Source organism: Streptomyces sp. NPDC003284 (assembly GCF_053589675.1).
This window is the reverse complement of the sequence record NZ_JBSFSI010000010.1, coordinates 175,155-192,033: the sequence shown is the minus strand read 5'-3', so window position 1 is coordinate 192,033 and position 16,879 is coordinate 175,155. Positions and strand designations below refer to the sequence as shown.

Genomic DNA, 16,879 nt, shown 5'->3' with positions numbered 1-16,879 from the left:
CGGGTGGGACCAGTGGGGCAGCGGGAAGGGGCAGCCGGTTTGACCACGCACGCACCACAGGCGGCGCAGGCCGTCACGCTGCCCACGACACTCGACGAGGCCGTGGCGGCACTCGCGGCCATGCCCGCCGCCGTGCCCGTGGCCGGCGGCACCGACCTCATGGCCGCCGTCAACTCCGGGCAGCTCAGGCCCGCCGCGCTGGTCGGCCTCGGCCGGATCAGCGAGATCCGCGGCTGGCAGTACCAGGACGGGCACGCGCTGCTCGGCGCCGGTCTCACCCACGCGCGGATGGGCCGTCCCGACTTCGCCGCCCTGATCCCGGCGCTCGCCGCCGCCGCCCGCGCCGCCGGACCGCCGCACATCCGCAACGCCGGCACCCTGGGCGGCAACATCGCCTCGGCCGCCCCCACCGGGGACGCGCTGCCGGTGCTGGCCGCCCTGGAGGCGACCCTGATCGTCGCGGGCCCGGACGGCGCCCGCCGCGAACTCCCGGTCTCGCACCTGCTGGCCGGTGTGGAGATGCTCCGCGGCGGCGAACTCATCGGCTACGTACGCGTCCCGCTGCTGCACGCGCCGCAGGTCTTCCTCAAGGCCACCGGCCGCACCGGCCCCGGCCGAGCGGTCGCGTCCGTGGCGCTGGTCCTCGACCCGGCCCGGCGCGGGGTGCGCTGCGCGGTGGGCGCCATAGCGCCGATGCCGCTCAGGCCGCTGGACGCCGAGCAGTGGGTGGCCTCGCTCATCGACTGGGACAACGGCCGCGCGATCGTCCCGGAGGCGCTGGACGCCTTCGGCGAGTACGTGGCCGCGGCCTGCATCCCCGACCCGGTTCCGGCCGAGGACGGCTCGGTGCAGCAACTGCCGCCCGCCGTACTGCACCTGCGGCGGACCGTCGCCGCACTGGCCCGGCGAGCACTGGGGAGGGCGCTGTCGTGACCGACGACCAGCACGGACAGGGCACGCCTCACGGCGGCGGCCGGTGGGACCCGCTGCCGCAGGGCGACTACGACGACGGCGCCACCGCGTTCGTGCAGCTCCCCGAGGGCGGTGTCGACGCCCTGCTGGCCGCCGACAGCCCGCTCGCCGCGCCCGGCCACGGCTATGTGCCGCCGCAGATAACGGTCACCGCCGCCCCGGCCGAGGCCACCGACCCGGCGGCCACCGGCACCTGGGCGGTGCCCGGCGTGCCCGCCCCGGGAGCGGGCTGGCCCGACCCGAACGCGGTGCCCCGGCAGGACGAGGGCACCGGCGGCGACCCGGGCGCGGGCGCCCCGTACGCCTACCGGCCGGACGCGACCCAGCAGTGGAACTTCCAGGAGGTCCACGGCCATCAGGAGCACCCGGGCCACCACCAGGAGGCGGCGGCGCGGGGAGCGGTGCCCGGACACGACGTGACCGGGCAGTGGTCGATTCCGGTGGCCGGGGGTGACATCCCGGACGAATCCGGCGAGTTCACCACATCGGCGCTCATCGAGCAGTGGGGCGGCACCCCGCCGGCCACCCTGCCCGGCGGCGCCCCCGCCCCTTGGGCCACGGAGGGCGCGGGCCAGCCGTGGGGCCGGACCGCGCAGGAACCCGCCCCGGCGCAGCCCTACGAGAGCGACGACCAGCCGTACGGGGCCGACCAGCCGTACGAGAGTGACCAGCCGTACGAGGGTGGGCAGGCGTACGGGAGCGACCCGTCCGGGCACTCGTACGGAGCCGGTCTCCCGGCCCCGGCGCCGGAGCACCCGACGGCCGACCACCCGGGGGCTGCTCCCGGGCATCCGGGGCACCCCGGGCATCCCGCGCCGACCGAGGCGGCCGAGGCGGCCGTACCGGAGGCACCGGCGGAGGAGCCCGCCGAGGCACCGGAGGCCACGGGTCCCACGGGTCCCACGCGGCCCGCGCAGCCCACCGAAGCAGGCCACCCGGCCGAGCCCGCCGCCGGGCAACTCCCCGAGGAGGCCACGGCGGAGGACGGCGAAGGCCCCGTGGAGGCCGCCGAGGGCGCCACCGAGCCGCCCGCGGGCCCCGCCCCGGCCGAGGACACCCCCGCCGCTTCCCGGGCCGCCCAGGAGCCGCCCACGGCCCCGGAGGACACCCCCGCCCCGGCGGCCGAACCCGCCCCCGGCCCCGACACGGCCACCGACGCCACGGACCCCGAACAGACCGGACCGGCCGAAGCGACGGGAACGACCGAGACGGATGCGGCCGCGGATGCGGCCGCGGCCACGGAGGCGGCCCCCGAAGCCGCCGAGCCCGAGGACGGCCCCGGCACCGACACCCCCCACCCCGGGACGGCGACCGCACCGGACCCGCAGGGCCCGCCCCCCGTGCCGCCGCAGGACGAACACCCGCTCGCCTCCTACGTGCTGCGCGTCAACGGCGTGGACCGCCCCGTCACCGACGCCTGGATCGGTGAGTCGCTGCTCTACGTGCTGCGCGAGCGGCTCGGCCTCGCGGGCGCCAAGGACGGCTGCTCGCAGGGCGAGTGCGGCGCCTGCAACGTGCAGGTGGACGGCCGCCTCGTCGCCTCCTGCCTGGTGCCCGCCGTCACCACGGCCGGCAGCGAGGTCCGTACCGTCGAGGGCCTGGCCGCCGACGGGCAGCCCTCGGACGTGCAGCGGGCGCTCGCGCGCTGCGGCGCGGTGCAGTGCGGCTTCTGCGTGCCCGGCATGGCGATGACCGTGCACGACCTGCTGGAGGGCAACCCGGCCCCGAGCGAGCGCGAGGCCCGGCAGGCCCTGTGCGGCAACCTGTGCCGCTGCTCGGGCTACAAGGGCGTCCTGCGGGCCGTCGAGGAGGTCGTCGCCGAACGCGAGGCACAGGCGGCGGCGGAGCACGCGGCGGCCGAGTCCGCGGGCGCGGACCACCGCGCCGCGCGGCACCCCGCCGACGGTGGCGGCGCGCCGGACACCGACGAGCCCCGCATCCCGCACCAGGCGGGCCCCGGAGCGGGCGGCGTCCACCCGTCCGCCTTCGACACGCCCGACACGCCCGACACGCACGGACACCCGCGCCCGCACCCGGACCCGCAGGGCCACGGCGAGGCGCGCGCCCCGCACGAACCACCGCACGACACGCACGATCCGCACCACCCGCACGACCCCTACGGCCAGGACGGAGGCCAGGCGTGAGCAACGACGCCGGCACCGCTGCCACCGCTTCCGCCGCCTCCGCCGCGGAGTCCGCGTCCGCGCCGGAGCCGCTGCCGCACGGGATCGGCTCCTCGCTGCCGCCCGCCGACGCCCGCGCCAAGACGGAGGGCACCTTCCCGTACGCGGCCGACCTGTGGGCCGAGGGCCTGCTGTGGGCGGCCGTGCTGCGCTCACCGCACCCGCACGCGCGCATCGTGTCCATCGACACCCGCCACGCGCGCGAGATGCCCGGTGTCCGCGCCGTCGTCACCCACGAGGACGTGCCCGGCAGCCCCCTGTACGGCCGGGGCCGGGCCGACCGGCCGGTGTTCGCCTCCGACGTCGTACGCCACCACGGCGAGCCCATCGCCGCCGTCGCCGCCGACCACCCGGACACCGCGCGGATGGCCGCCGCCGCCGTCATCGTCGAGTACGAGGTGCTCGACCCGGTCACCGACCCCGAGCAGGCGTTCGAGGCCGAACCGCTGCACCCCGACGGCAATCTGATCCGGCACATCCCGCTGCGCCACGGCGACCCGGAGGCGGCCGCAGAGGTCGTCGTCGAGGGTCTGTACCGCATCGGCCGCCAGGACCCGGCGCCCATCGGCGCCGAGGCCGGGCTCGCGGTGCCCCGCCCGGACGGCGGCGTCGAGCTGTACGTGGCCTCCACCGACCCGCACGCCGACCGGGACACGCTCGCCGCCTGCTACGGCCTGGCGCCCGACCGCGTCAAGATCGTCGTCACCGGCGTGCCCGGCGCCACGGCCGATCGCGAGGACCAGGGCTTCCAGCTCCCGCTGGGCCTGCTGGCGCTGCGCACCGGCTGCCCGGTGAAGCTGACGGCGACCCGCGAGGAGTCCTTCCTCGGCCACGTCCACCGCCACCCCACCCTGCTGCGCTACCGCCACCACGCCGACGCCGAGGGGCGGCTGGTGAAGGTCGAGGCGCAGATCCTGCTGGACGCGGGCGCCTACGCCGACACCTCCGCCGAGGCGCTGGCCGCCGCCGTGTCCTTCGCCTGCGGCCCGTACGTCGTCCCGCACGCCTTCATCGAGGGCTGGGCGGTACGCACCAACAACCCGCCCTCGGGCCATGTGCGCGGCGAGGGCGCCCTCCAGGTGTGCGCCGCCTACGAGGCGCAGATGGACAAACTGGCCAGGAAACTCGGCGTCGACCCGGCCGAACTGCGCCTGCGCAACGTGCTGGCCACCGGCGACGTGCTGCCCACCGGCCAGACGGTGACCTGCCCGGCACCGGTCGCCGAACTGCTCCAGGCCGTACGGGACCAGCCGCTGCCGCCGCTGCCCAAGGACACCCCCGAGGACGAGTGGCTGCTGCCCGGCGGCCCCGAGGGCGCGGGCGACCCGGGCGCGGTGCGCCGGGGCGTGGGCTACGGCCTGGGCATGGTCCACATGCTCGGCGCCGAGGGCGCCGACGAGGTGTCCACGGCCACCGTGAAGGTCCACGACGGCGTCGCGACCGTGCTCTGCGCGGCCGTCGAGACCGGCCAGGGATTCACCACGCTCGCCCGGCAGATCGTCCAGGAGACGCTGGGCGTCGACGAGGTGCACGTGGCCCCCGTCGACACCGACCAGCCCTCGGCCGGCGCGGGCTGCCGCGGCCGCCACACCTGGGTGTCGGGCGGCGCGGTGGAACGCGCGGCGAAGATGGTCCGCACCCAGCTCCTCCAGCCGCTGGCGCACAAGTTCGGCATGTCCACCGAACTCCTCCAGATCGCCGACGGCAAGATCACCTCCTACGACGGCGTGCTGTCGACCACGGTCACCGAGGCGATGGAGGGCAAGGAGCTGTGGGCCACGGCGCAGTGCCGGCCGCACCCCACGGAACCGCTGGACGAGTCGGGCCAGGGAGACGCCTTCGTCGGCCTCGCCTTCTGCGCGATCCGCGCGGTGGTGGACGTGGACATCGAACTGGGCTCGGTGCGGGTGGTGGAGCTGGCCGTGGCCCAGGACGTCGGACGCGTCCTCAACCCCGCGCAGCTGGCCGCCCGGATCGAGGCGGGTGTCACCCAGGGCGTGGGCATCGCGCTCACGGAGAACCTGCGCGCCCCGCGCGGCCTGCTCCGCCACCCCGACCTCACGGGCTACGCCCTGCCCACCGCCCTGGACACGCCCGACATCCAGATCGTGCGCCTGGTCGAGGAACGGGACGTCGTGGCCCCCTTCGGCGCCAAGGCGGTCAGCGCGGTCCCGGTCGTCACCTCCCCGGCGGCGATCGCCTCCGCCGTGCGTGCCGCCACCGGCCGCCCGGTCAACCGCCTGCCGATCCGCCCCCAGGCCGCGGTCGTCACCGGCGGGTGACCACCCGTTCCCCGGGTGTTTCCCCAGGCCGGGGGCGTTGTCAGTGGTGCGGCGTAGTGTGCTGGGCAGTGGGGAGGACGGCTTCCGCGGCCCGACCCGCACCGGGACACACGGAACCACGGAATCACGGGACACGGGGGACAGATGAGCACGACCGGCGCCGCCACCGCGGTGATCACCCTGCCCGAGGCCGCCCTCGACCCGTACGTCACGCACGCGCCGACCCGCCACCGGCTGACCGGCCCCGGCCTGCCGGCCGACAGCGCGTACCTGACGTTCGCTCCGCTGCGCCGCGACGGCCTGCGCACGGTGGCCGACTCCACGGGTGACCCCGACGGACTCGACGCCGAGCTGCGCGACCAGTTGGTGATAGGCGGTCTGCTGGGCCCCGGCGGTCTGGAGGCGGACACACTGCTGCTCGACGGCGGCACCGGCGAGGTCTCCACGACGTACTTCCTGCACGACCGCCCCGACCTGATGGACGCCGCCCCGCTGGCCCCGTCCCTGGACGCCCTGGTCCGCTTCGCCGCGGTCACGGAGGAACTGGCGGGCCTGCGCGGCCAGTTCGCCTCCTACGCCGGGCGGTACGGCCCGGAGGCGGTGGCGGAGGCGTCCCGCCAGCTCCTGGCCGTGTTCGAGGAGGGCACGGACGGCGAGGTGCCGCCGTTCTGGAAGGCCGCCGCCCTCATCCGCCCCCTGGCCCTGATCGCGGGCCCCGGCACCCGCTCGGGCCTCGCCCTCGACCTGCCCGCCCGCCTCCTGGAGACGGAGTTCGGCCCCGGCCGCGTCGCCCGCTTCGAGGACGTCGACTTCCCCGCCGCCCTCACCCACGAGCCGACCCGCCGCTTCCTGCGCGAGACGGGCCTCCCCGAGGACGGCATCCTCTTCCAGCTGGACACCGACGTCCCCCTGCCCACCCTCACCGAGCACCACACCGACGCCAGCCGCCCGCCCCTGCCGCCCACCGGACTCCCGGTCCCCGCCGACCGCCTGATACGCCTCGGCCACCTCGTCGCCGACAACAGCCTGGTCGTCGACGGCGCCACGGGCACGGTCTGGAACTGGAGCGAACCGGAAGCCCTGCTCCGCCCGCTCAACACGGACGTCTCCACCCTCGCCTACACCCTCTGGCTCCTGCACCGCGAGAAGCAGATCGACGCCGACCTCGACGCCGAACTCACCACCGACGCCTACGACCAGCTCGCGATGCTCATGATCCAGGCCCTCACCACCATCGACCCGACGGGCACCACCCCGGACACCGACTGGCACTACTGGACAGAAATGTTCCAGGACGAGGCAGGCGGAGTCCTGTGACCCTCCACCTGCCCCGCCCTCGTCCGGAGGCCGTGGCGGGAATCGAACCCGCGTAACTCGCTTTGCAGGCGAGTCCCTCAACCACTCGGGCACACGGCCGGGTCGGCGGGGCCGTGAGGCGGGCCGCCGTGTCGGTGTGATGACCGTAGGGCGGGTGGGGCGGGGGACTCAAGGGGAGAGGCGGGGGTGCAACGGGACTGCCATACGGCGTTCATGAACGGGGGAGGGCGGCGCGCGGGGTCGTACGACCAAGGTCCCGTCGCGAGGGCGACTCCGGACAGGGGTCACAGCGGGCCGTGCACCTTACGCTGGCGACCATGACCGCCCTCGAACCACGCGACGCCGATGTCGCCGACACCCCTGGCAGATCCGGGACGCCCGCTCCGCCGTCCGTCCGGGAGGCGGCGGAAGGGTCGGTGCTGGGCCGGGCCCACCGGGCGCTCAGTATCGGGATCGTCTCCGTCGTGCTGCTGATCGCCTTCGAGGCGACCGCCGTGGGCACGGCCATGCCGGTCGCGGCGCGGGAACTGCACGGGGTGCCGCTGTACGCGTTCGCGTTCTCGGGGTACTTCACGACCAGCCTGTTCGGGATGGTGCTCGCCGGGCAGTGGGCGGACCGGCGCGGTCCGCTGGCCGCGCTCACCACGGGCATCGGGGCGTTCGCCGCCGGGCTGCTGCTCGCCGGTACCGCGGGCACGATGTGGGTGTTCATCCTGGGCCGGGCGGTCCAGGGCCTGGGCGGCGGACTGGTGATCGTCGCGCTGTACGTGGTCGTCGGCCGGGCCTACCCCGAGCGGCTGCGTCCGGCGATCATGGCGGCGTTCGCGGCGGGCTGGGTGGTCCCCTCGATCGTCGGGCCGCTCGCCTCCGGCGCGGTGACCGAACACCTGGGCTGGCGTTGGGTGTTCATCGGCATCCCCGTCCTGGTGGTGCTCCCGCTGGCGATGGCCCTGCCGCAGATACGCCGCCGGGCCTCGGGCCCGGTGCACGACGCCGGTCCGGCGAAGGGGGGCGGTGGGAGAGCGGACCGGGGCACCGCGGCCTTCGACGCCCGCCGCATCCGGCTCGCCCTCGTCCTCTCCCTCGGCGCGGGACTCCTCCAGTACGCGGCCCAGGACCTGCGCTGGATCTCGCTGCTCCCGGGTGCGGCGGGCGCCGCGCTGCTGGTGCCGGCCGTGCGCGGGCTGCTGCCGCACGGCACCTGGCGGGCGGCGCGCGGTCTGCCCTCCGTGGTGCTGCTGCGCGGCGTGGCCGCCGGGTCGTTCATCGCCGCCGAGTCCTTCGTCCCGCTGATGCTCGTCACCCAGCGCGGTCTGTCCCCGACCCTGGCCGGGTTCTCGCTCGCCGCGGGCGGGGCCACCTGGGCGCTGGGCTCCTGGGTGCAGTCCCGGCCGGGCCCGGCGGCCCACCGGGAGCGGCTGATGACGCTCGGCATGGTGCTGGTCGCGGCGGCCGTCGCCACCGCGCCGAGCGTGCTGATCCACTCCGTCCCGGTGTGGACGGTCGCCGTCGCCTGGGGCTTCGGCTGCTTCGGCATGGGCCTCGTGATCTCCTCCACCAGCGTGCTCCTGCTGAAGCTGTCCGCCCCCGAGGAGGCCGGCGCCAACTCCGCCGCCCTCCAGTTGTCCGACGCCCTCTCCAACGTGCTCCTGCTCGCCGCGGGCGGCGCCGCCTTCGCCGCGCTGGGCGGCGGCACGGTGGCCCACACCACGGCGGCGGCCAGCGGCACCGCCGCCCACCCCGCCGCCTTCGCGGCGGTCTTCCTGCCGATGGCGGGGGTGGCGCTCGCGGGCGCGTGGGTGACGCGGCGGCTCCGGACCCCCGACGGCACGGACGGACACCCCATCACGGGCGATCTCACGGCCGATCTCACGGATGACGTCACGGATGACGTCACGGATGATCTGTGACCCGTGTCGCACCCGCCCCCGGTGGGGTGTCGTCGGCTCAGGGCCGGGGTGAGGACACCGGTAGGGTGGCCCGGTTGTCATACGTAGCCGAGCCCCGAGCCCCCAGCACAGCGAACCGGAGACCGTGACTACCACCACCGCCGCCGCCTCCCATCACCTCTCGCCCGCCTTCCCCGGCCGTGCCCCGTGGGGAACCGCCAGCAAGCTGCGTGCCTGGCAGCAGGGCGCGATGGAGAAGTACCTCCAGGAGCAGCCGCGCGACTTCCTCGCCGTCGCCACCCCCGGCGCCGGCAAGACCACCTTCGCGCTGACGCTCGCCTCCTGGCTGCTGCACCACCACGTCGTCCAGCAGGTGACCGTGGTCGCGCCCACCGAGCACCTGAAGAAGCAGTGGGCGGAGGCCGCCGCACGCATAGGCATCAAGCTGGACCCCGAGTACAGCGCGGGCCCGCTGGGCCGCGAGTACCACGGAGTGGCCGTCACCTACGCCGGTGTCGGCGTCCGCCCCATGCTGCACCGCAACCGCGTCGAGCAGCGCAAGACCCTCGTCATCCTCGACGAGATCCACCACGCCGGAGACTCCAAGTCGTGGGGCGAGGCATGCCTGGAGGCGTTCGAACCGGCCGCCCGGCGGCTCGCGCTGACCGGTACGCCGTTCCGCTCCGACACCAACCCCATCCCCTTCGTCACGTACGAGGAGGGCAACGACGGCATCCGCCGCTCGTCCGCCGACTACACCTACGGCTACGGTTCGGCGCTGGGCGACGGCGTCGTCCGGCCGGTCATCTTCCTCTCCTACAGCGGCAACATGCGCTGGCGCACCAAGGCGGGCGACGAGATCGAGGCCCGGCTCGGCGAGCCGATGACCAAGGACGCCGTCAGCCAGGCGTGGCGCACCGCGCTCGATCCGCGCGGCGAGTGGATGCCGTCCGTGCTGCGCGCCGCCGACCAGCGGCTCACCGAGGTCCGCAAGGCCATCCCGGACGCCGGTGCGCTGGTCATCGCCTCCGACCAGGACTCCGCGCGCGCCTACGCCAAGCTGATCCGCGAGATCACCGGGGAGGGCGCCACCGTCGTCCTGTCCGACGACACCGGCGCCTCGCAGCGCATCGACGACTTCAGCCACGGCGACGACCGCTGGATGGTCGCCGTGCGCATGGTGTCCGAGGGTGTCGACGTGCCGCGGCTCGCGGTCGGGGTGTACGCGACGACGATCTCCACCCCGCTCTTCTTCGCCCAGGCCGTCGGCCGTTTCGTACGGTCCAGGCGGCGCGGCGAGACCGCGTCCGTGTTCCTGCCGACCATCCCCGACCTGCTGACCTTCGCCAACGAGATGGAGGTCGAGCGCGACCACGCCCTCGACAAGCCGAAGAAGGAGGGCGAGGAGGACCCCTACGCCGAGTCCGAGAAGGAGATGGACGAGGCGAACAAGGAGCAGGACGAGGACACCGGCGAGCAGGACATGCTGCCGTTCGAGGCGCTGGAGTCCGACGCCGTCTTCGACCGGGTTCTCTACGACGGCGCCGAGTTCGGCATGCAGGCCCACCCGGGCAGCGAGGAGGAGCAGGACTACCTCGGCATCCCGGGGCTGCTGGAGCCCGAGCAGGTGCAGATGCTGCTCCAGAAGCGGCAGGCGCGGCAGATCGCGCACAGCCGCAAGAAGCCGGACGACGAGGCGGATCTGCTCGAACTGCCCGCCGAGCGGCGCCCGGTGGTGACCCACAAGGAGTTGATGGAGCTGCGCAAGCAGCTCAACACCATGGTCGGCGCCTACGTCCACCAGAGCGGCAAGCCGCACGGCGTGATCCACACCGAGCTGCGCCGGGTGTGCGGCGGCCCGCCGAGCGCGGAGGCCACCGCCGGACAGCTGCGCCAGCGCATCGCCAAGGTGCAGGAGTGGGCGACCCGGATGCGCTGACGGCACCGGTGCGCCGGGGGCCGGAGACGGACCGTGGGGCCCCGGGGGCGTGTGAGGGATGTGTGCAGGCGGGTGCGGTACGTATCGGGACGAACGCGAGCAGTTTGTTTCGGTCGTTGACCGGATTCTGGACGGAGCCTTCCGCTCAGCGAACCGGCTTCGCTACTGTCCCGCTACGCACACGCCCCGTGGCAGCGCCGCCGCGGAGCGCAGCCGTGAAGCGACCGAGTCCGGGACCGCCCCCGGACCCGCCGGCCGATCGGCGGCCTCTGTCGCGCGTCACTGACGGGACTCGGTGACGCCCCGCCGCGATGAGCGCCGCCGACCTCACCACTGAAGGAGTGGGCGTCGTGACCGCGGAGACATCCCAGACGCTCGACCGGGGACTGCGGGTCCTCAAACTGCTGGCCGACACGGACCACGGGCTGACCGTCACCGAGCTGTCCCAGAGACTGGGCGTGAACCGGACCGTCGTCTACCGCCTGCTCGCCACCCTCGAACAGCACGCGCTGGTCCGCCGCGACCTGGGCGGCCGGGCCCGGGTCGGACTCGGGGTGCTGCGGCTGGGCCGCCAGGTGCACCCGCTGGTGCGCGAGGCGGCGCTGCCCGCACTGCGGTCGCTGGCCGAGGACATCGGGGCGACCGCGCATCTGACGCTGGTGGACGGCGCGGAGGCGCTCGCGGTCGCCGTGGTCGAGCCGACCTGGACCGACTACCACGTGGCCTACCGGGCCGGTTTCCGCCACTCCCTGGAGCGGGGCGCCGCGGGCAAGGCGATACTGACCGCCCGCCGCCAGCCGTCGGCCGAACCCGGCTACATCCTCACCCACGGCGAACTGGAGGCGGGTGCCTGCGGTGCCGCCGCGCCGCTGCTCGGGGTGACCGGCGTCGAGGGCAGCGTGGGGGTGGTGATGCTCGCCGACGCGGTGCCCGAGCGGGTGGGGCCGCGGGTGGTGGACGCGGCCCGTGAGGTGGCCGAGGCTCTCAGATGAGGGTGCCGCGCGGTCGCGTAGATTGATTCCGTGCTCTCTCGCCTCACACGCCCCCAGGCCCTCACCGTCTGCGCGTTGCCCGTCGTGGCCCTGATCGCCACGGCGGTCTTCGCGCCGCTGCCGTTCTCGGTGGCGCAGCCGGGGTCGACGGCGGACGTGCTCGGCAGCTACCGGGGCAACCAGGTGATCACCATCTCCGGGGCGCCCGTGCGCGGCACGACCGGGCAGCTGCGGATGACGACGATCGAGGCGACCGGTCCGGACGCGCGCATCTCGCTGAGCGAGGTGATCGACGGCTGGTTCGCCACCGACCGCGCGGTCATGCCGCGCGACGCGGTCTACCCGAGCGGCGACACCGTACGGCAGATCGAGCAGCACAACGCCGCACAGATGAAGGAGTCGCAGGACTCGGCGACCCAGGCGGCGCTGAAGTACCTCGGCAGGTCCGGCGAGAAGATCGACGTCAAGCTCGACCTCGCCAACGTCGGCGGTCCCAGTGCGGGGCTGCTGCTCTCCCTGGGCATCGTCGACAAGCTGCACGGCGCCGGCGGCGGCGCCGATCTCACCGGCGGCCGGACGATCGCGGGCACCGGCACCATCACCCCCGACGGCACGGTGGGCGCGGTCGGCGGGGTCGGCCTCAAGACGCAGGCCGCGCGGCGGGACGGCGCCACGGTCTTCCTGGTGCCCCGGGCCGAGTGCAAGGACGCCGGGGCGGAACTGCCCGAGGGGCTGCGCCTGGTCCCGGTGACCACGCTGAAGGGCGCGATCACCGCCCTGACCGCCCTGCGCGAGGGCAAGGAGTCGGCCGTACCGAGCTGTTAGCGGGTCGTACCGAGCCGTCAGACCGTCACGGCGCGCGGGGCGGCGGGGGCGGCTGTGGCCAGGCGCAGGCCGACCTCCACGAGGGTCCAGCCGAGCCGGCCCCTCAGGCCGCGGGTCTGCCGCTGCCGTGCGCCGTCGGCCAGCCGGTCGGCGTCGGCCTCCGCGCGGAGTGCGGCGGCGCGGTCGTGGTGCAGGGCGAGATGGATCTCGGAGTGCATCGGGCTGCCTCTCAGGCCGTACGGGTGGGGAGGACGTGCGTGTGGATGCGGACCTGCTCGCTGTCCGGGGTGTTCTCCTCCGGGGCCAGGGCCCGGTAGCTGTTCAGGAGCGCGTGCATCTTCTCGATGAGGTCGCGGGCGAGGTCGGGCGTCAGGCGCAGGGTCCAGTCGCTCATGTCCGAGGCCCGGCTCCAGCCCTCGCCCCAGTCGTTCCTGGTGGCGAGCCAGGTCGCCAGTTCCTGGGTGTGGTGGTTGGCGATCCCGTGCAGGAACACGTCGGCGGCGCCGCGCACGGTCGGGTCGGGGTCCTTGAGGAGCTGTTCGTCGAAGCTCACGCCGTCGTGCGCCGCCCGCCACCAGCGCTCGCGGCCCTTGCCGTGCTCGGGCGCGTCCTCGATGAAGCCGTGCGCGGCGAGCTGGCGCAGGTGGTAGCTGGTGGCGCCGCTGGACTCGCCCAGCCCGGCGGCGAGCTGGGAGGCGGTGGCGGGGCCGCCCTGGCGCAGCGCGGTGAGCAGCTGCATCCGCAGGGGGTGGGCCAGCCCGCGGAGCGTCCGGGCGTCCAGGCGGCGGACTTCGGGCAGTTCGGGCTCGGGCAGTTCGGGTTCCGGCATGCGTACAAAGATAGCCTTGCAAAGGAACCCTTGCAAGGACTTCTTTGCAACTAAGTCTTTGTATCTTTGTCCGGGTGACTCTTTGTCCGGGCTCTCCCGCTGTACGCGATCTCCCGGGGGCCGGGACCGGGCCCCCGCCGGGTCACTCCTCCGCCGCCTGCTCCACCAGCGGGATGATCCGCATCGGCACCGGGTTCTCCATCACGATCGCCGTGGAGGCGCGGACGATGCCCTCGATGCCCACCACCCGGTCGATCACCCGCTGGAGGTCGGCGTTGGAGCGGGCCACGAGGCGGCACAGCATGTCGCCGGTGCCGGTGGTGGTGTGCAGCTCCAGCACCTCCGGCACGGTCGCCAGATGCGCCCGCACCCCCGCGCCCTGCCCCTGCCGGATCTGGAGCGTGGCGAAGGCGGTGACCGGATAGCCGAGCGCCGCCGGGTCCACCTCCGGGCCGAAGCCGCGGATCACCCCGCCCGAGCGCAGCCGGTCCAGCCGGGCCTGCGCCGTCCCCCGCGCCACCCCCAGCCGCCGGGACATCTCCAGCACACCGATCCGCGGCTCGCGCGCCAGCAGCACGATGATGCGGCCGTCCAGATGATCGATCGCCATCAGCCCGCCTCCCGGTGGTCATCCTGTACAGAAAGCCCGACGTCACCGGGCATTCACTGGTCACCTTGCCCAGCGATTGTGCGAACTATTGCGCACCTTGCGGAGCCGGGTGACGCTTCGCCTATGACGCAGACCACACAGCACACTCCCGACGCGACCGCACGGCAGGCCGACCCCTTCCCGGTCAAGGGAATGGACGCGGTCGTCTTCGCCGTGGGCAACGCCAAGCAGGCGGCGCACTACTACTCCACCGCCTTCGGCATGACCCTGGTCGCCTACTCCGGACCGGAGAACGGCAGCCGCGAGACCGCGAGCTATGTCCTGGAGAGCGGCTCCGCCCGGTTCGTGTTCACCTCCGTGATCAAGCCCTCCACCCCCTGGGGCCGCTTCCTCGCCCAGCACGTGGCCGACCACGGCGACGGCGTCGTCGACCTCGCCATCGAGGTCCCGGACGCGCGGGCCGCGTACACCTACGCCGTCGAGCACGGCGCGCGCTCGGTGACCGAGCCGTACGAGCTGAAGGACGAGCACGGCACGGTCGTCCTCGCCGCCATCGCCACCTACGGCGAGACCCGGCACACCCTGGTCGAGCGCAAGGGCTACGACGGCCCCTACCTGCCGGGCTTCACCTCCGCCGAGCCCATCGTGGCGCCGCCCGCCCAGCGCTCCTTCCAGGCGGTCGACCACTGCGTCGGCAACGTCGAACTCGGCCGGATGAACGAGTGGGTCGAGTTCTACAACAAGGTCATGGGCTTCACGAACATGAAGGAGTTCGTGGGCGACGACATCGCCACCGAGTACAGCGCGCTGATGTCGAAGGTGGTGGCCGACGGCACGCTCAAGGTCAAGTTCCCGATCAACGAGCCCGCCATCGCCAAGAAGAAGTCCCAGATCGACGAGTACCTGGAGTTCTACGGCGGTGCCGGCGTCCAGCACATCGCGCTGAACACCAACGACATCGTGCACACGGTCCGCCAGATGCGCGCCGCCGGAGTCCGCTTCCTGGACACCCCGGACTCGTACTACGACACCCTCGGCGAGTGGGTCGGCGACACCCGGGTGCCCATCGACACCCTGCGCGAGCTGAAGATCCTCGCCGACCGCGACGAGGACGGCTACCTGCTCCAGATCTTCACCAAGCCGGTCCAGGACCGCCCGACGGTGTTCTTCGAGATCATCGAGCGGCACGGCTCCATGGGCTTCGGCAAGGGCAACTTCAAGGCCCTGTTCGAGGCGATCGAGCGCGAGCAGGAGCGCCGCGGCAACCTCTGACCGCACCGCACCGCACCGCACCCGCACCGCACCCCGCAACGGTGAGGCCCGGCCGTCCGTCCCGGCGGCCGGGCCTCACCGTCGCGGGCCTATCCGGTGGCGTCCGCCGCCACCTCCACCCCCGCGGGCGCCTCCGCCGCCACCGGCTCGCCCAGCTCCGCCAGCGCCCGGCCCGCCTCCGGCGCCCGGAGGGGGGAGAAGGCCGGGGCGGTGCGCAGCGCCTGCTCCAGATGGCGGCGGGCCGGTCCGGTCAGCCCCAGCTCCGCCTCGACCGCCCCCCGGTGGAACTCGTACAGCGCGTCGCGCACCCCGCCCCCCTGCGCCTCCTCCGTCGCCGTCGTCGCGAACTCCAGCGCCTCCTGGTCCTGCCCCGCCCGGTGCAGCGCCCAGCCCAGCGCGTCGGCCACCGCCGTGCCCGGCTGGCGCCGCCACTCCTCGCGCAGCCCGCGCACCGCCTCCTCCGGATCCCCGTGGTCCGCCTCCAGCCGCCCGAGGACCAGCGCGGTGTCCACCCCGGCCGCCTCCTCCTGCCCGGCCCGCTCCCGCACCCGCTCGTACTGCGCCTCGGCCGGTCCGTCCTGCCCCAGCGACTCGTACAGCTCGCCCAGTTCCAGCAGATGTTCCGGGCGCGGCCGGTCGCCCAGCGCCCGCCGGTAGGCGGCCACGGCCTCCGCGGACCGGCCCAGCGAGGCCAGCGTCCGGGCCCGCCCCGCCAGGGCGTCCCGCCGGGCCGGGTCCAGGCGCAGCGCCGCCGTGAAGGAGCGCTGTGCCTCGTCGAGATCGCCGCGCTCCCAGGCGTAGCGCCCGGACTGCTCCAGGTACGCGGCCCGTTCCGCCGGTCCGGTCGCGGCCGCCACCGCGTCCGTGAGCTGGGCCGCCGCGTCCTCGCGCCAGCCGCGGTCCCGGTAGACGGCCGCGGCCCGCGCCCGTGCGGCGGGGGAGTGGTCCGCCTTCAGCGACTGCTCCAGATAGCGGCCGACGGCCTTGTGGTCACCCGTCCCGGTGCAGGCGTCGATCAGCAGCGCGTACGTCGCCCCGCGCCCCGGCGCCAGGGCCAGCGCCTGCTGGGCCCAGGTGCGCGCCGCGGGGAAGTCCCGCCGCTCGACGGCCAGCGCCGCCAGGGCGCTGGTCGCGTCCGCGTTGTGCTCCGGGCTCAGCCGCAGCGAGGTGCGCAGCGCCCGTTCGGCCGCCGGGAGGCCGGCCGGATCCGCCGTGTGCCGCGCCCGCTCGACGTACGCCGCTCCCAGCACCGCCCACGCCCGCGCGTCCGCCGGATGCGCCCGCACCCGCCGCTCCCGGTCGGCGATCAGCTCCGTCAGACCGGGCAGCGCGGCGGGCACCCCGGCCGTCACCGCGTCCAGCGCCGCCGCCGTCAGTGCGGCCGCCCGTGCCGCGCCGGGCGCCCCGGGCGCGGACGGCCGCAGCGCCGGGCGCTCCGCGGGCCGCGCGAGCAGGACCGCGCCGACCGCGCCGCCCAGCACGGCCAGCGCGACGAGGATCCGTGCCGCCGTCCGGCGCGCCGGGCGTCCCCCGCGCGCCGGGCGAATGGCCGGGGCTGGGTCCGGGGCCGGGTCCGGGGTCCGTGCAGGCTTCTCCATGGCGCACACTGTGCGCCGGTGCGCCCGCGCACGCCCGGCGCGACCCGGCGGCGGCGCCGAGGGCCACCCGGCGGGCGCAACCAGCCGCCACCGGGCAGGGGCACCGGACAGGGGCACCGGGCGGGCCACCCGGCGGGCGGAGGGATCACGTCCACGGGGTTCCCACCGGTC

General features: G+C 74.8%; 13 protein-coding genes and 1 tRNA gene. 9 read left to right on the top strand and 5 right to left on the bottom strand.

Annotated elements, in window-relative coordinates; genetic code table 11:
* Positions 1 to 39: 39 nt before the first annotated feature.
* The 4 genes from ACWDYF_RS22270 to ACWDYF_RS22255 all read left to right on the top strand — a co-directional run bounded on the left by ACWDYF_RS22270 (position 40) and on the right by ACWDYF_RS22255 (position 6,754).
* Positions 40 to 933: an FAD binding domain-containing protein gene (locus tag ACWDYF_RS22270; RefSeq protein ID WP_018565542.1), complete on the top strand. Its 894-nt coding sequence runs from the start codon at positions 40 to 42 to the stop codon at positions 931 to 933.
* Positions 930 to 3,116, top strand: a complete 2,187-nt coding sequence (locus tag ACWDYF_RS22265; protein ID WP_389465877.1) for a 2Fe-2S iron-sulfur cluster-binding protein — start codon at positions 930 to 932, stop codon at positions 3,114 to 3,116. Before ACWDYF_RS22270 ends, ACWDYF_RS22265 begins: the two co-directional genes overlap by 4 nt.
* On the top strand, positions 3,113 to 5,437 hold the full coding sequence (locus tag ACWDYF_RS22260) for a xanthine dehydrogenase family protein molybdopterin-binding subunit (RefSeq protein WP_389465879.1): 2,325 nt from the start codon (positions 3,113 to 3,115) through the stop codon (positions 5,435 to 5,437). Before ACWDYF_RS22265 ends, ACWDYF_RS22260 begins: the two co-directional genes overlap by 4 nt.
* Before the next feature lie 144 nt (positions 5,438 to 5,581).
* The gene (locus tag ACWDYF_RS22255; RefSeq protein ID WP_389465882.1) at positions 5,582 to 6,754 is read left to right on the top strand and encodes an SUKH-4 family immunity protein; all 1,173 of its coding nucleotides are present in this window, start codon (positions 5,582 to 5,584) and stop codon (positions 6,752 to 6,754) included.
* Between the two features lie 27 nt (positions 6,755 to 6,781).
* On the opposite strand, the gene ACWDYF_RS22250 is transcribed toward ACWDYF_RS22255, so the two are convergent.
* Positions 6,782 to 6,853: transfer RNA gene (locus tag ACWDYF_RS22250), tRNA-Cys, on the bottom strand.
* A 218-nt stretch (positions 6,854 to 7,071) separates the two neighbouring features.
* On the opposite strand from ACWDYF_RS22250, the gene ACWDYF_RS22245 reads away from it, so the two are divergent.
* The 4 genes from ACWDYF_RS22245 to ACWDYF_RS22230 all read left to right on the top strand — a co-directional run bounded on the left by ACWDYF_RS22245 (position 7,072) and on the right by ACWDYF_RS22230 (position 12,399).
* Positions 7,072 to 8,664 (top strand): MFS transporter, encoded by a 1,593-nt coding sequence (locus tag ACWDYF_RS22245; RefSeq protein WP_389465885.1) that lies wholly within the window; start codon positions 7,072 to 7,074, stop codon positions 8,662 to 8,664.
* A gap of 124 nt (positions 8,665 to 8,788) precedes the next feature.
* Positions 8,789 to 10,582 carry a DEAD/DEAH box helicase gene (locus ACWDYF_RS22240; RefSeq protein ID WP_018565547.1) on the top strand — a complete coding sequence of 598 codons (1,794 nt, stop codon included), beginning with the start codon at positions 8,789 to 8,791 and terminating at the stop codon, positions 10,580 to 10,582.
* Positions 10,583 to 10,932: 350 nt separating this feature from the next.
* Positions 10,933 to 11,574: an IclR family transcriptional regulator gene (locus ACWDYF_RS22235; protein WP_018565548.1), complete on the top strand. Its 642-nt coding sequence runs from the start codon at positions 10,933 to 10,935 to the stop codon at positions 11,572 to 11,574.
* A gap of 30 nt (positions 11,575 to 11,604) precedes the next feature.
* The gene (locus ACWDYF_RS22230; RefSeq protein ID WP_381740643.1) at positions 11,605 to 12,399 is read left to right on the top strand and encodes a S16 family serine protease; all 795 of its coding nucleotides are present in this window, start codon (positions 11,605 to 11,607) and stop codon (positions 12,397 to 12,399) included.
* Positions 12,400 to 12,416: 17 nt separating this feature from the next.
* On the opposite strand, the gene ACWDYF_RS22225 is transcribed toward ACWDYF_RS22230, so the two are convergent.
* From ACWDYF_RS22225 to ACWDYF_RS22215, 3 genes are all read right to left on the bottom strand, one after another.
* On the bottom strand, positions 12,417 to 12,617 hold the full coding sequence (locus ACWDYF_RS22225; protein WP_389465889.1) for a hypothetical protein: 201 nt from the start codon (positions 12,615 to 12,617) through the stop codon (positions 12,417 to 12,419).
* 11 nt (positions 12,618 to 12,628) lie between these two features.
* The gene (locus tag ACWDYF_RS22220) at positions 12,629 to 13,228 is read right to left on the bottom strand and encodes an ArsR/SmtB family transcription factor (protein WP_389465892.1); all 600 of its coding nucleotides are present in this window, start codon (positions 13,226 to 13,228) and stop codon (positions 12,629 to 12,631) included.
* Positions 13,229 to 13,370: 142 nt separating this feature from the next.
* Positions 13,371 to 13,838, bottom strand: coding sequence for an Lrp/AsnC family transcriptional regulator (locus tag ACWDYF_RS22215; protein ID WP_018565552.1), 468 nt, complete (start codon positions 13,836 to 13,838; stop codon positions 13,371 to 13,373).
* A gap of 123 nt (positions 13,839 to 13,961) precedes the next feature.
* On the opposite strand from ACWDYF_RS22215, the gene hppD reads away from it, so the two are divergent.
* On the top strand, positions 13,962 to 15,110 hold the full coding sequence (hppD, locus tag ACWDYF_RS22210; RefSeq protein WP_381740649.1) for a 4-hydroxyphenylpyruvate dioxygenase: 1,149 nt from the start codon (positions 13,962 to 13,964) through the stop codon (positions 15,108 to 15,110).
* 89 nt (positions 15,111 to 15,199) lie between these two features.
* Here hppD and ACWDYF_RS22205 read toward each other — a convergent pair whose 3' ends face one another.
* Complete coding sequence (locus ACWDYF_RS22205; RefSeq protein WP_389465896.1) at positions 15,200 to 16,708, bottom strand: tetratricopeptide repeat protein; 1,509 nt, start codon at positions 16,706 to 16,708, stop codon at positions 15,200 to 15,202.
* Positions 16,709 to 16,879 lie beyond the last annotated feature (171 nt).